The following is a 13,238-nucleotide window of genomic DNA, read 5'->3' as shown; positions in this document are numbered from 1 at the left end:
GGCGTCAGCGTTTAACGAAACGGCGTCGGGTCGCCACGGCCTTCACGCAGCAGCACCGGTTCATCGTCCGATAAATCAATCACGGTGGTTGGCGCTTCACCAATAATGCCGCCATGCATAATTAAATCGACCTGCTTCTCCAACCTGGCGCGCATTTCTTCCGGGTCGCTTTCGGCAAACTCTTCGCCAGGCAATATCAGACTGGTACTGAGCAGCGGTTCACCCAACTCTGCCAGCAATGCCAACGCCACTTTGTTTTCCGGAATGCGCAGGCCGATGGTTTTCTTTTTCTCATTTAACAAGCGCTTCGGCACTTCTTTGGTACCGCGCAAAATAAAGGTATAAGCGCCTGGGGTATTATTTTTGATCAACCGAAAGGCGCTGTTTTCTACTTTGGCATATACCGACAGCTCGGATAAATCACGGCACAGCAGGGTAAAATGGTGATCACCACTGACTTGACGGATTTGTAAAATGCGCTCCATGGCGTTTTTGTCACCAACATGGCAACCCAAAGCATAGCCGCTGTCGGTCGGATAAATAACCACACCGCCCTGCTGAATAATCTGCACCGCTTGTTTAAGCAAACGCTGCTGCGGTGTTTCCGGGTGAATATGAAAAAATTGGCTCATCGTTATTCTTCTTTAAATAGTATTTTCTATAGTGCTGTTAGCGGCTTAAACACTTTGTGGCTGTAATCCGCTTAGCGGCCAGTTGGCCCACACCGGTATTACATCGTCGGTTAAATATAGGTTTTTTCCGATATCATTCCAAGTTGTTACCTGATGAAAATCAGAGCCGACCGACGCCGTTAAGCCATGTAACTGACACAGTGCCCACAGCTCACGTTTTTGCACCGGCGTTTGCTGCGGTGAAATCACTTCTATGGCATCGCCACCGGCGGCGGCAAACTGCTCAGCCAGCCGTTTTACCCATTTCGTCGTCAGCTTATATTTCAGCGGGTGCGCCAGCACGGCCACACCGCCGGCATCGTGGATCCATGCAATGGCCTCTGCCATCTCAACCCAGTTATTCGGCACATAACCAATTTTGCCGCGGCCTAAATACTTTTTAAACACGCCATCCATCGTACCGGCTTTGCCGATACTGACCAGGTGACGGGCAAAATGGGTGCGGGTTAAGGCCGCGCCGTTAGCCAGCTTAAGCACCGCCGGCAATACATCCGGGATCTGGCTTTTCTCTAAACGTCGCGCCATCTCTTCTGCGCGCACTAACCTTGCTTGCTGCTGCGTGCCTAAGCGCTGTAAAAATTGTGGGCAATCCGGGTTGATATTTAAGCCCACAATATGAATTTCCAATTGCTGCCAGGCAGTTGAAATTTCCACACCGTTAATCAGTTGCAACGGCAATTGCTGCTCAGTAATAGCCTGCCGCGCCGCAGCTAAACCGGCCACGGTGTCATGGTCGGTAATGGCCAGCGCATCCACGCCCTTCTCTACCGCACGCGCCACCAAATCGGCAGGCGATAATACGCCGTCAGAGCACAGGGTATGGCTGTGTAAATCAATTTTCATCAGTACCTCAACATAAGACGGCTATTGTCGCACAGCACCGGCCTATAACAAAGTAAACTGAACTCTTTGCGCCTTCGCCACGTATGCTGACACCACTATCTCAATGCAGAGAAATACTATGTTTGGCTGGTTAAAATCTGACCCGGTAAAAAAACTGCGCAAAGCTTATGATCACAAGCTGGAGCAGGCAATGCACGCCCAGCGTAACGGCGATATGCGCCTGTATGCTGACTTAACCGCCGAAAGCGAGGAAATTTGGCAGAAAATTCAACAACTGGAAAAAACGGTTAACTAACATAGCGCCAAAAATAGCGGCCATCCGGCCGCTTATACGCTTTTATTTCTGAGTTATAACAAATAAGCACTTGACGCCTGCTACCGTTTTGCGGTTTTATGTCTGGCATAACAAATAAGGTTACTAAAGCTAATGCAATTTATCACAACCCTTAACCTGACTAACTGGTGGTGGCACATTCCCAACGGGCGTGTGTAGGCGTTGTATTAGCTTTAATTACCGAAGCCCGTTTCCACAAGAAGCGGGCTTTTTTTATGTGCCTGCAACACTGTGCGAACCGGCTTAATAAAAGATTGTTTGACTAAATTTATGCATCATAAGGAAAAAGTAAAACATGATTTTTAGCCATATCACCGATACGCTGGGCGAAGTCGCCAGTATCGCCATGCAGCTGCCGTACCACAGCGATGCGCTGTCGTGCTACCGGCAGCTTACGGCACAAAGCCCCTATTCGTTGTTGTTAGAATCCGCCGAGATAGACAGCAAAGATAACTTAAAAAGCCTGTTGCTGATTGATGCGGCGCTACGGATAGAATGCAACGATCAAACGGTAGTGGTTAAAGCCGTTAGTAACAATGGCGCCGTTTTATTACCTTATCTGGCGGATAAACTCAGTGGCAATGCGGCGGTTGAGCAAAGTAAAGACCAACTGCGCATTACGTATCAGCGGCCGGAATTATTGCTCGAAGAAAGCGAGCGCCTGCTTTGCACCAACCCCTTTAGTGTGCTGCGCACCTTACAATCTGAGCTTAAATGCCAAAGTGACGAGCCATTCGCGGTATTTTTAGGCGGCGTAATCGGCTATGACATGGTCGCAACGGTTGAGCAGCTGCCTGAAGTGCCCACCGCGGAAAACCAGTGCCCGGACTATGTGTTTTATCTGGCAGAAACGCTGTTAGTGCTGGATCACCAAAGCGGCCATAGCCGGCTGGTGGGCAACGTATTTTGTGGTGAGCAAGCGCCAGCCAACTGTTTTGTCATTGGTAAACGGCTGGAACAACTAAAGCAGTTGCTGCAAACTCCCGCTCCAGCTACCACGGCAGCAACAGCAATAAAGGCTGAGGTGCAAGTCGATATCAGCGATGCCGATTTTGTCGCCCGGGTGGAAAAGCTGAAACAACATATTGTCGCCGGTGATATTTTTCAGGTAGTGCCCTCACGCTGTTTTCGCCTGCCCTGCCCGGATCCGTTGGCTGCCTACGCCCGGTTAAAGCAGCAAAACCCCAGCCCTTATATGTTTTACTTAACAGACACCGCCTTTACCTTGTTTGGCGCTTCGCCCGAGTCGGCGCTGAAGTTTGATGCTAAAAGCCGTCAGGTGGAAATTTACCCTATCGCCGGTACGCGGCGGCGTGGCTTTAAAAGCGATGGCAGCATAGACCGCGACCTGGATAGCCGCATTGAGCTGGAGCTGCGCCAGGATGAAAAAGAAAAAGCCGAGCATTTAATGTTGGTCGATTTAGCCCGCAACGATGTGGCGCGTATCAGTGTGCCCGGCAGCCGCTACGTGAAAGAGCTGCTAAAAGTTGACCGTTACTCCTACGTAATGCACCTGGTGTCCCGCGTGGTCGGTACCTTAAAGCCCCAACTGGATGCCCTGCACGCCTACCAGGCTTGTATGAATATGGGCACTTTGGTTGGCGCGCCCAAAGTCAAAGCCGCTGAGCTTATTCGTGGCGTCGAGGGCAAACGCCGCGGCAGCTACGGCGGGGCGGTCGGTTATTTAGCCGGCAACGGTGATTTTGACAGCTGCATTGTGATCCGCTCGGCTTATGTCGCCGATAACACGGCTTATATTCAGGCCGGCGCCGGTGTAGTGTTTGATTCCATTGCCCAGGCTGAAGCCGATGAAACCCGCAGCAAAGCCCAGGCGGTAATCAACGCCATAGTGTCTGCGCATAGCAGCACCATAGTTTCAGCGCATAGCAGCGCCGTGAGGAGTAACTGATGGCCGTTATTTATTTACTCGATAATATCGACTCCTTTACCTACAACCTGGTCGATGAGTTTGCCCAACTGGGCTATGCGGTAAAGCTGTATCGCAACACCGTACCGGCGGATTACATTTACCGGCAAATGCAAAGCGAAGCAGAACCGGTATTACTGGTCCTTTCGCCAGGCCCCGGCAACCCGGCGCAGGCCGGCTCAATGCCAGCACTCCTTAAGCTGTGTGAAGCACAATTTCCGGTACTGGGTATATGCCTGGGCCATCAGGCGATAGTAGAGCACTTTGGCGGTGTGGTCGGTCGCGCCGGTGAAACCGTACATGGCAAAACTGCCGCGATAACGCTGCATGACCATCCGTTATTTGCCGGACTACCTAATCCGTTTCTGGTGGCACGCTATCACTCGTTAATGGCCACCGAAATGCCCAACGCTTTAACCTTGCTGGCCAATGACCGGCATATCCCGATGGCGGTCATTAACGAGGATAAACGCATGCTGGGCTTTCAGTTTCATCCCGAGTCTATCTTAACCACGCTGGGTAAACCCTTGTTAAAGCACAGCATTGATTATTTATTGCGAGACTGAAGATGACAGATCCGATATTAGCAACAGTACAGCACAGCCTGAGCGGCCAGCCACTGAGCTTTGCCCAGGCCGAGCAGTTTTTTAGCGCAGTAGTAAAAGGCGAAGTAGAACCGGTTCACCTGACGGCGCTGTTGGTCGCGCTGAAAATGCGCGGCGAAACTGCCGACGAAATTGCCGGTGCGGCCAGTGCATTGCGCGCTGCTGCCACCGCCTTTCCACAGCAGCTTGCCGGCAGTATCGACTGCTGCGGCACCGGTGGCGATGGCAGCAACACCATTAATATATCTACTACCGCCGCCATTGTTGGCGCCGCCATGGGCTTAAAAGTGGTAAAACACGGTAACCGCAGTGTGTCATCACGCTCCGGCTCAGCTGATCTGTTAGAGCAGTTGGGTGTCAATATTCAAATGCTGCCACAGCAAGCCGCTCAGACATTGGCAGAATCAAACTGTAGTTTCTTATTTGCTCCGCAATACCATGCAGGTATTAAACATGCGATGCCGGTGCGCAATGCGCTCAAATGCCGCACCCTGTTTAATCTGTTGGGTCCGTTGGTTAACCCGGCTGCTCCGGATTATCAGCTGCTGGGCGTGTACGATGCTAAACTGTGCCGCATCATGGCGCAGGCACTTAAGCAACTGGGCGTAAAGCGCGCCTGGGTGGTGCATGGCAGTGGCTGTGACGAGGTGGCGCTGCACGGCACAACCTACGTGTGTGAACTAAAAGACGGCGAGCTAAATGAGTTTAGCCTGACACCGGATGATTTTGGCGTTGCGCTTACCCCGCTGTCAGCACTGGCAGGTGGCGAGCCAGCCGAAAACGCTGCCGCTACACTGGCCATTTTGCAAGGCGAAGGCCAAAGCGCGCACAAGGCAGCCGTGGCGATAAATGTGGCGGCAATGCTGAAAATTGCCGGCCTGGGTGATGACTTAAAAATAAATACCCTGGCGGTGCTGGAACTATTAAGCAGCAATAAAGCTTTTACTACGCTGAGTAACTTTAAACAGCTAAGTCAGCAGCAGGAGGTCAGCCATGGCTGAAGCGATGCCAAATGTATTGGCAAAGATTGTGGCGCATAAACGCGGCGAAGTCGCGGCATTAAAACAGCAGCAACCGCTGGCGGCTTTTATCAACGAAGTAATACCCACTGAACGCGACTTTCTGGCGGCACTTAAACAACAGGGCCCGCGCTTTATTTTGGAGTGTAAAAAAGCCTCGCCGTCCAAAGGCCTGATCCGCAGTAATTTTAACTTGCAGGAATTAGCACAGGTATATGGCCAATATGCCGATTGTATTTCGGTATTAACCGACGAAAAGTTCTTTCAGGGCAGCTACGATTATTTGCGCACCATGCGCACTTTAGTAGATAAGCCGCTGCTGCATAAAGACTTTATTATCGACAGTTACCAGATCTATTTAGGCCGCCACTGCGGTGCCGATGCCGTGTTGTTAATGCTGTCGGTATTGGACGACGAAGAGTATAGGGAACTTGCCGCCACGGCGGCAGAGCTTAATATGACAGTGCTGACCGAAGTAAGCAACGAGGCAGAAACCCTGCGCGCTGTCGCGCTTAATGCTGAGCTTATCGGTATTAATAACCGCGATTTACGTGACTTAAGCACTAACTTAGATACCAGCTTTAATCTGGCCAAACTGATCCCGCAGGGCAGAACTGTAGTATCAGAGTCCGGTATTTACACTAACCAGCAGGTGCGGCATTTAGCCAGGGTGGCCGATGCGTTTTTAGTGGGCAGCTCATTAATGGCGCAAGCTGATTTAGCTGCGGCCACGCGCAAACTGGTGATGGGTGAGCATAAAGTCTGTGGCTTAACCCGGCCGGAAGATGCCGCCGCCGCTTATGCGGCCGGTGCCTGTTATGGCGGCTTAATTTTTTATCCGCCATCAGCGCGCAACGTTACACCAGAGCAAGCCGCTTTAGTGCAACAAGGGGCGGCGCTTAAGTATGTCGGTGTCTTTGTTAATGCAGCCGTATCTGATGTCGCAGAGCTGGCACACAGCTTAGCGCTTAGCGCCGTGCAGCTGCATGGTGAAGAAAGCGATGCTTATCTGCAGCAGTTAAAGCAGTTGCTACCGCCACAGTGCCAGATCTGGAAAGCCTACCGGGTAAAAGAGGCGCTGCCTGTATTTACCGCTCTTGCTGATCGTATTTTGCTCGATGCTTATCATCCTACACAGCATGGCGGCAGCGGTATCAGCTTTAACTGGGCTTTATTAAATGAACAAAAAGCCGCTCAGCCCATAATGCTGGCCGGCGGCTTAAACAGCGATAACTGCCTTGCTGCCGCCAGATTGCCGGTAGCCGGGCTCGATTTTAATTCAGGGCTGGAAACTGCGCCAGGCATCAAAGATGCGGCAAAAATCCGCTCAGCCTTTACACTATTACGGGAGTTTCACTATGAGTGAGCTAAAGCTTAATCCTTATTTTGGCCAGTATGGCGGCATGTTTGTGCCACAGCTGCTGGTGCCGGCATTAAAGCAGCTGGAACAAGCCTATGTTGATGCGTTAGAAGACCCGGCCTTTCATGCCGAGTTTCAGCAGCTGTTAACCGAATACGCCGGCCGGCCGACGCCGTTAACGCTGTGTCGCAATATTTCGCCCAATCCGTTGGTAAAAATTTACTTAAAACGCGAAGACTTGCTGCACGGCGGCGCACACAAAACCAATCAGGTATTGGGCCAGGCGCTGTTAACCAAACGCATGGGTAAAAAAGAAGTTATCGCCGAAACCGGTGCCGGCCAGCATGGTGTCGCCACGGCCTTAGCTTGTGCACTGCTGGGGCTGAAGTGCCGCATTTATATGGGTGCCAAGGATATTGAACGCCAGCAACCGAACGTGTTTCGCATGAAACTGATGGGCGCTACCGTGATTCCGGTTACCAGCGGCAGCGGTACCTTAAAAGATGCGGTAAACGAAGCGATGCGCGACTGGTCGGCAACCTATGATACCACCCACTATATGCTGGGTACCGCCGCCGGCCCGCACCCGTTTCCGACCATAGTACGTGATTTTCAGAAGATGATTGGCGAAGAAGCCAAGCAGCAGATACTTAAAGCCGAAGGCAAATTGCCCGATGCGGTTATTGCCTGTGTTGGCGGTGGCTCTAATGCCATTGGCATGTTCGCCGACTTTATTGCCGAGGAAGGCGTAAAACTGATTGGCGTGGAACCCGGTGGTAAAGGCATTAACACCCACCAGCACGGCGCAGCGCTGTCTACCGGCAGCTACGGTATTTTGCACGGCGCCTACACCGCCATCATGCAAACCAGCGATGGTCAGATTGAAGAGTCCTATTCTATCTCGGCAGGCCTCGACTACCCGGCCGTTGGCCCGCAGCATACGCATTTACAACAAATTGGCCGCGCCGAATATGTGGCAATAAATGACGATGAAGCCTTAGCGGCGTTTCAGCAACTGGCCAAAAGTGAAGGTATAATTCCGGCTTTGGAAAGCTCGCACGCGCTTGCTTATGCACTGAAACTGGCGGCACAGGCAACAGAGCCAACGGTGCTGCTGGTAAATTTATCCGGCCGTGGCGATAAAGACTTAGCCCACGTACACAGTGTATTAGCAGGAGCCAGCCTATGAAACGCTATCAACAGATGTTTAACCGCTTAACCAGCGAAGGTCGCGGTGCTTTTGTGCCTTTTGTGACTGTCGGCGACCCCAGCGCAGAGTTGTCGTTTGAGATAATTAAAACCCTGATAGATGCCGGCGCCGATGCGCTTGAGCTGGGCATTCCGTTTTCCGACCCGATAGCCGATGGGCCGACGATTCAGGGCGCCAATATCCGCGCCCTGGCTGCCGGCGTAACCCCGGCCATCAGCTTTGATATTATCCATAAAATTCGTGCCTATAACGCCACTATCCCCATTGGCTTATTGCTGTATTCCAATTTAGTTATGGCGCGTGGCATTGATGATTTTTATGCCAAAGCTGCAGCTGCCGGCGTGGATTCCGTGTTAATTGCCGATGTGCCGCTGCACGAGAGCAAGCTGTTCCGCCAAAGTGCCGTTAAGCATGATATAGCGCCGATTTTTATTGTGCCGCCAAATGTCGATGATGATGACCTGCGCCAGATTGCCTCTTATGGCCGCGGCTACACCTACCTGCTAAGCCGCGCCGGTGTAACCGGTGCTGAAACCGTGGCCACCATGCCAACCAGCGAACTGATTGCCCGTATTCGCAGCTATAACCCGGCACCACCATTACTGGGTTTTGGCATTTTCACCCCGGCGCATGTCAAAGACGCGATTCAAAGCGGTGCCGCCGGCGCTATCTCCGGCTCGGCCATTGTTAAGCTAATTGAGCAGCATCAGAACGAACCTGCCACCTTACTGGCGCAGTTAAAACAATTTGTCAGTAGCATGAAAGCCGCTACCTAATACAATGTTCAGCAGGGATCGGCTTGCTCTAAGTCAACCGTTGAAGGCATGGATGCCTGACAAATTCGTCCGGAACGAATTTGAACAGCTCAGCTGGTCCGAAGGATAAACTTCAGGGATGAAGTTTATAGTCGAGCCCCCAGGGACCGGGTTTACGGCGCGTTGACGTGAGCAAACCGATTCTGGCGTTTGTAACATTTATTGCGGCAGGCGGTCTGTAAGTTGATACTTGTGCTTTAAGGCACTGATTTGCTCCTGATGGCTGAGCAAAAAGCGGTTAAATTGTTGCAACACTTGTGGATGACGTGTAGTGGACAAATGAAAACTGACCCGCGTCACCGGCAGTTGTTGCGCCACCACTAAAGCCCCTTCCTGCTGTTGCTCACGTAAGATATGCTGCGCCACATTATATTCAACATCAGCGCCATCCAACTGGCCGCGTAGCACCAGATTTATCGCTGATACGGCATTGGGCACTTCATATAATTTAAACCGGTACTTGTCGCGCAAACTCAGCCATGCGGTTGGTGTAAAACCGTGGATCACCGCCAGGGTACGAAACTGCGTTAAGTGAATGTGTTGATTCTCCGGCAACACCATAGTGCTGCCCAGGTTATAAATTACCGGGTCACTGAATAAGCGGCTGGCCTGCGAGTTCTGATATTTTGCCCAGTTCGGGTTGTCCGGATAGATAAAATCGACCAGATTATCTAACTCGTGATACAGACGTTTAACCGGCAACGGCTGAAAGCTGAACTGATAGCCATGCGTTGCTGCAAACAACCGCAGTACCTCATTGGCAAAACCGTGACGGTCTGTTGCAGTGAAATCGTAATGCGGATAAAAATTCAGATCCTCTGTACCCACAGTAAACTGCTTTTGCGCCGCCGCATTCGGTGTTAACAGCAACCAAAGTGTGACAAAAACGGCTGTCACATTTATACGCATTAATACCTGCCTTGAAAAAGCCACGCCTTCAAGCAGTGTAGTGAGCAAATGCCGCTACGCCAACCTGGAGTTTGGGAACAGGCGCAAAAAAGCAGTCGATTTTTCTGTTGCCGCACCGGATAATAGCGGCTTTATGCTAAGCGGACTCATTTTATGCAAATCAGCGACAACAGCGTAGTACAGTTTCACTATACCCTAACCGACGTAAGCAATGGCGCCAGTATTGAACTTGAAAGCTCTAACGGCAGCCACCCGCTGCTGTATCTGCACGGCCACGAGCAAATGCTGCCGGCTCTGGAGCAAGCATTAAGCGGCAAAGCGGCCGGTGATAAGCTGGAAGTAACGCTGACACCAACCGAAGCCTATGGCGAGCGTGACGAAAATGCCATTCAAAGCATGCAGGTAAAACACCTGATGGGCGCAAAAAAATGGCAGCCGGGTATGACAGCAGTAGTCCAAACCGAGCACGGCCAGCGTCAGGTGACTATTGTTAAGGTAGGCATGTTTAAAGCCGACGTGGATACCAACCACCCACTGGCCGGTAAAACACTGAAATTTGCCGTTGAGATAGTATCAGTGCGCGAAGCTACCGGTGAAGAAATTGCCCATGGCCATGCCCATGGTGAAGGTGGCCATCACCACCACTAAGCTTGATACCTGCTGCACAACCGGCAGCTAAGCTTTTGTCGCTTAGTTTGCCGGAGTTGCTTTAAGGAGTTACTTTAATCAGTTGACCTTTGTCACTGTCGGTCAGTAAATACAACGCCCCATCCGGCCCGCTGCGTACATCACGAATGCGTTGCTGCAACTCACTAAACAACACCTGCTCATGCACTACCTGATGGTTTTCTATTTGCAGCCGGTACACGCTTTTCGCTGCCAGTGCGGCAACAAAAATATTGCCCTGCCACTGCGGGAATAACTCACCACGATATAACGTCATGCCCGCCGGAGCGATAGACGGTGTCCAGCCCCACACAGCTGCCTGCATGCCACTGAAAGTGGTATAAGGTGATACTTTTGCACCGGTATAATCGATGCCTTTGGTGGCTACCGGCCAGCCATAATTTGCCCCGGCGCTAATAATATTTAACTCATCACCACCGCGCGGGCCATGCTCATGGCTATACAGTGTTTGGCTTGGTGCATCATAAAAAATGCCCTGCACATTACGGTGCCCGAGGCTGAATATTTCAGCAGCGTAGCCTGCTTTATTAATGAAAGGGTTGTCTTGCGGCACTGAACCATCGGCATTTAACCGCACAATTTTGCCCAAATGATTAGCCGGGTTTTGCGCCTGCTCACGATAGTCAAAACCGTCCCCCAGGGTTAACACCAGGCTGTTGTCCGGCAAAAAAGCGATGCGGCCGCCAAAGTGTGCAGCACCGCTTTTTAGTGGCTGAGCCTGAAAAATACGCTTAATGTTGTTAAGGCCACTCGCCGTCAGTTCAGCACTGGCAAGGCAGGTATTGTTAGCTTTTAATGTGCCACAAGCATAGCTGAGCAGGAGCTGATTATTAGCGGCAAAATGCGGCATCAGTATTACATCTTGCAAACCAGCCTGCGACGCCCGCATCAGGTCGGGCAATTGCGGTTTAACGCTGAAACGTTCACTGCCATCCGCCGCAAGGCGTTTTAGTGCACCGCTACGTTCAGTCAGCAACATATCACCATCGGGTAAAAACACCAGCGCCCAGGGGTAGTTCAGGTTATCAGCTAACACTTTCAGCTGATAAGGCTGAGCAGCATTTAGCGCAGGTACGGCAAAAAGTAACGCCAGTAAAACAGCAAACTTAAGCATAAAGTTTTCTCCGTTTTAATAACCACAAATAGCACAAGCTACCGGCACTGCTGCACAGCAACATGCTGAAAATACCAACGTTGTTGCGGGTTGCGGCAATTAGCGTAGGCATAGGCGCTATGGCATTGATAACCAGTAACATAACAAACAGTAACAGCGCGGCGAGCCCTGCCGCCAGCCAGTAACGACGCAGTAACGGAGAAAAATGCAGTAAAACAGCCGCCGCCAGCAGGTTAACCAAAGCTATAGGTGCGTAAGTTAAGCTAAAGTGAGTTAGGTCAAACCACACTGTGGCCGCAATATCACCGGCCGCTACACCACCGGTAAGCGCAGCTATAGCCGCCAGGTTAAAACCACTTTGTGTAATGCAAGCCAGCACAGTTGTCAGCAAAACAGCCAGCAACAGAGAGCCCGGCAGGTACCAACGCACAGATCTCATTATATTTCCTCTTCTGAACATCAGTTTGAGGCTACCTTGTCAACACTAATGTAACAAGATTAATTTTGCCCCCGGCTTACTTATCCTTATCAGAAGCTGCTAAGATCGGCTCAGGCTTTAAATCAGGTAAACTGTCTGCGCCACGCCAGCGTAATGTCAGTTCCTCCAGCAAGAAGAGCAGCCATTCTGTTATGCGTTATATCAACACCCCCAACTTCGACCATCAGCAAAGCGATAAAATCGGCATACTGTTAACCAACTTGGGTACCCCGGATGAGCCCACCCCCAAGGCGTTAAAACGCTATTTAAAGCAGTTTTTATCCGACCCTCGCGTAGTAGAAGTGCCGCGCTTGTTGTGGTGGCTGATTTTAAACGGCGTAATTTTACAGTTCCGGCCACGTCGTTCGGCCAAAGCTTATGCCAGCGTATTTACCGAACAGGGCTCGCCGCTGTTGTTCCATACTCAGGCGCAGCGTGATGCCGTTGCGGCACAACTTAAACAAGATGGCCTGACTGATGTGGTGGTCGAATTTGCCATGCGCTACGGCAACCCTTCTTTTGATTCGGTATTAGATAAAATGTTTGCCCAAGGCGTGCGCAAACTAATTGTGCTGCCGCTGTATCCGCAGTATTCAGCGTCTACCTCAGCATCCACCTTTGATGAGCTGGCACGTAATTTTATGCGCCGTCGCTGGTTACCCGATTTACGCTTTGTGTCACATTATCCGGACTACGTGCCCTTTATTGCCGCCGCTGCCGACAAAATTCGCCGCCACTGGCAGCAACACGGCCAGGCCGACAAACTGATATTGTCTTATCATGGTATTCCAAAACGCTACCTGCTAAATGGCGACCCCTACCACTGCGAATGCTATAAAACCTCGCGTTTAATTGCTGAGCGACTGGGTTTGAACAAAGATCAGTATATGACCACCTTTCAATCGCGTTTTGGCCGCGAAGAATGGCTAAAGCCTTACACTGATGAAACATTAAAAGCACTACCGGCACAAGGCGTAAACAGCGTACAAATTTTTTGCCCTGGCTTTGCCGCGGATTGCCTGGAAACCATTGAAGAGATTGGCGAAGAAAACAAAGAGTACTTTTTGCATGCCGGCGGCAAACGCTATGAGTACATCAGTGCGCTCAACGCCGAACCACAGCACATAAATGCGCTGTGCCAGCTGATTAAAGATAATTTACACGGCTGGTCTGTTACTAAAGATAGCCAGCGCGCCCAACGGGCCGGTGAACTTAACACAGTCAAATACGGAGACTAACGCTTTT

14 protein-coding genes are annotated in these 13,238 nt (G+C 51.2%); 9 read left to right on the top strand and 5 right to left on the bottom strand.

Annotated elements, in window-relative coordinates; all coding sequences use genetic code 11:
* Positions 1–11 precede the first annotated feature (11 nt).
* Both Q8O77_RS11390 and Q8O77_RS11385 read right to left on the bottom strand, forming a co-directional pair.
* Positions 12–632, bottom strand: coding sequence for an L-threonylcarbamoyladenylate synthase (locus Q8O77_RS11390; protein ID WP_305552986.1), 621 nt, complete (start codon positions 630–632; stop codon positions 12–14).
* A 45-nt stretch (positions 633–677) separates the two neighbouring features.
* Positions 678–1,535: a PHP domain-containing protein gene (locus Q8O77_RS11385; RefSeq protein ID WP_305552985.1), complete on the bottom strand. Its 858-nt coding sequence runs from the start codon at positions 1,533–1,535 to the stop codon at positions 678–680.
* A gap of 118 nt (positions 1,536–1,653) precedes the next feature.
* Between Q8O77_RS11385 and Q8O77_RS11380 the strand changes: the two genes are divergently transcribed.
* The 7 genes from Q8O77_RS11380 (at position 1,654) to trpA (ending at position 8,766) form a co-directional block, all read left to right on the top strand.
* A complete protein-coding gene (locus Q8O77_RS11380; RefSeq protein ID WP_305552984.1) occupies positions 1,654–1,830 on the top strand; it encodes a DUF6435 family protein in 177 nt (58 codons plus the stop codon).
* 334 nt (positions 1,831–2,164) lie between these two features.
* Positions 2,165–3,778: an anthranilate synthase component 1 gene (locus Q8O77_RS11375; protein WP_305552983.1), complete on the top strand. Its 1,614-nt coding sequence runs from the start codon at positions 2,165–2,167 to the stop codon at positions 3,776–3,778.
* Complete coding sequence (locus Q8O77_RS11370) at positions 3,778–4,362, top strand: aminodeoxychorismate/anthranilate synthase component II (RefSeq protein ID WP_305552982.1); 585 nt, start codon at positions 3,778–3,780, stop codon at positions 4,360–4,362. Before Q8O77_RS11375 ends, Q8O77_RS11370 begins: the two co-directional genes overlap by 1 nt.
* Before the next feature lie 2 nt (positions 4,363–4,364).
* Positions 4,365–5,402 carry an anthranilate phosphoribosyltransferase gene (gene trpD, locus Q8O77_RS11365; RefSeq protein WP_305552981.1) on the top strand — a complete coding sequence of 346 codons (1,038 nt, stop codon included), beginning with the start codon at positions 4,365–4,367 and terminating at the stop codon, positions 5,400–5,402.
* On the top strand, positions 5,395–6,786 hold the full coding sequence (trpCF, locus tag Q8O77_RS11360; RefSeq protein ID WP_305552980.1) for a bifunctional indole-3-glycerol-phosphate synthase TrpC/phosphoribosylanthranilate isomerase TrpF: 1,392 nt from the start codon (positions 5,395–5,397) through the stop codon (positions 6,784–6,786). The genes trpD and trpCF overlap by 8 nt, the downstream gene beginning before the upstream one ends.
* Positions 6,779–7,969: a tryptophan synthase subunit beta gene (gene trpB / locus Q8O77_RS11355; RefSeq protein WP_305552979.1), complete on the top strand. Its 1,191-nt coding sequence runs from the start codon at positions 6,779–6,781 to the stop codon at positions 7,967–7,969. Before trpCF ends, trpB begins: the two co-directional genes overlap by 8 nt.
* On the top strand, positions 7,966–8,766 hold the full coding sequence (gene trpA / locus Q8O77_RS11350) for a tryptophan synthase subunit alpha (RefSeq protein WP_305552978.1): 801 nt from the start codon (positions 7,966–7,968) through the stop codon (positions 8,764–8,766). Before trpB ends, trpA begins: the two co-directional genes overlap by 4 nt.
* A gap of 198 nt (positions 8,767–8,964) precedes the next feature.
* Here the strand turns inward: trpA and Q8O77_RS11345 are convergent, their stop codons facing one another.
* Positions 8,965–9,714, bottom strand: coding sequence for an ABC transporter substrate-binding protein (locus Q8O77_RS11345; RefSeq protein ID WP_305552977.1), 750 nt, complete (start codon positions 9,712–9,714; stop codon positions 8,965–8,967).
* 153 nt (positions 9,715–9,867) lie between these two features.
* Here Q8O77_RS11345 and Q8O77_RS11340 point away from each other — a divergent pair, with 153 nt between their 5' ends.
* Entirely contained in the window at positions 9,868–10,362 is a 495-nt protein-coding gene (locus Q8O77_RS11340; protein WP_305552976.1) for a peptidylprolyl isomerase, read from the top strand.
* 61 nt (positions 10,363–10,423) lie between these two features.
* Here the strand turns inward: Q8O77_RS11340 and Q8O77_RS11335 are convergent, their stop codons facing one another.
* Positions 10,424–11,515 carry a PQQ-dependent sugar dehydrogenase gene (locus Q8O77_RS11335; RefSeq protein WP_305552975.1) on the bottom strand — a complete coding sequence of 364 codons (1,092 nt, stop codon included), beginning with the start codon at positions 11,513–11,515 and terminating at the stop codon, positions 10,424–10,426.
* Positions 11,508–11,954 carry a hypothetical protein gene (locus Q8O77_RS11330; RefSeq protein WP_305552974.1) on the bottom strand — a complete coding sequence of 149 codons (447 nt, stop codon included), beginning with the start codon at positions 11,952–11,954 and terminating at the stop codon, positions 11,508–11,510. Before Q8O77_RS11330 ends, Q8O77_RS11335 begins: the two co-directional genes overlap by 8 nt.
* 191 nt (positions 11,955–12,145) lie before the next feature.
* Between Q8O77_RS11330 and hemH the strand changes: the two genes are divergently transcribed.
* Positions 12,146–13,231, top strand: coding sequence for a ferrochelatase (hemH, locus tag Q8O77_RS11325; protein ID WP_305552973.1), 1,086 nt, complete (start codon positions 12,146–12,148; stop codon positions 13,229–13,231).
* Positions 13,232–13,238 lie beyond the last annotated feature (7 nt).

It is taken from the genome of Rheinheimera sp., from assembly GCF_030690345.1.
In the GTDB taxonomy this organism is placed as follows: domain Bacteria; phylum Pseudomonadota; class Gammaproteobacteria; order Enterobacterales; family Alteromonadaceae; genus Alishewanella.
The sequence above is the reverse complement of the archived record's forward strand: the minus strand, read 5'-3'. Positions and strand labels throughout refer to the sequence as shown.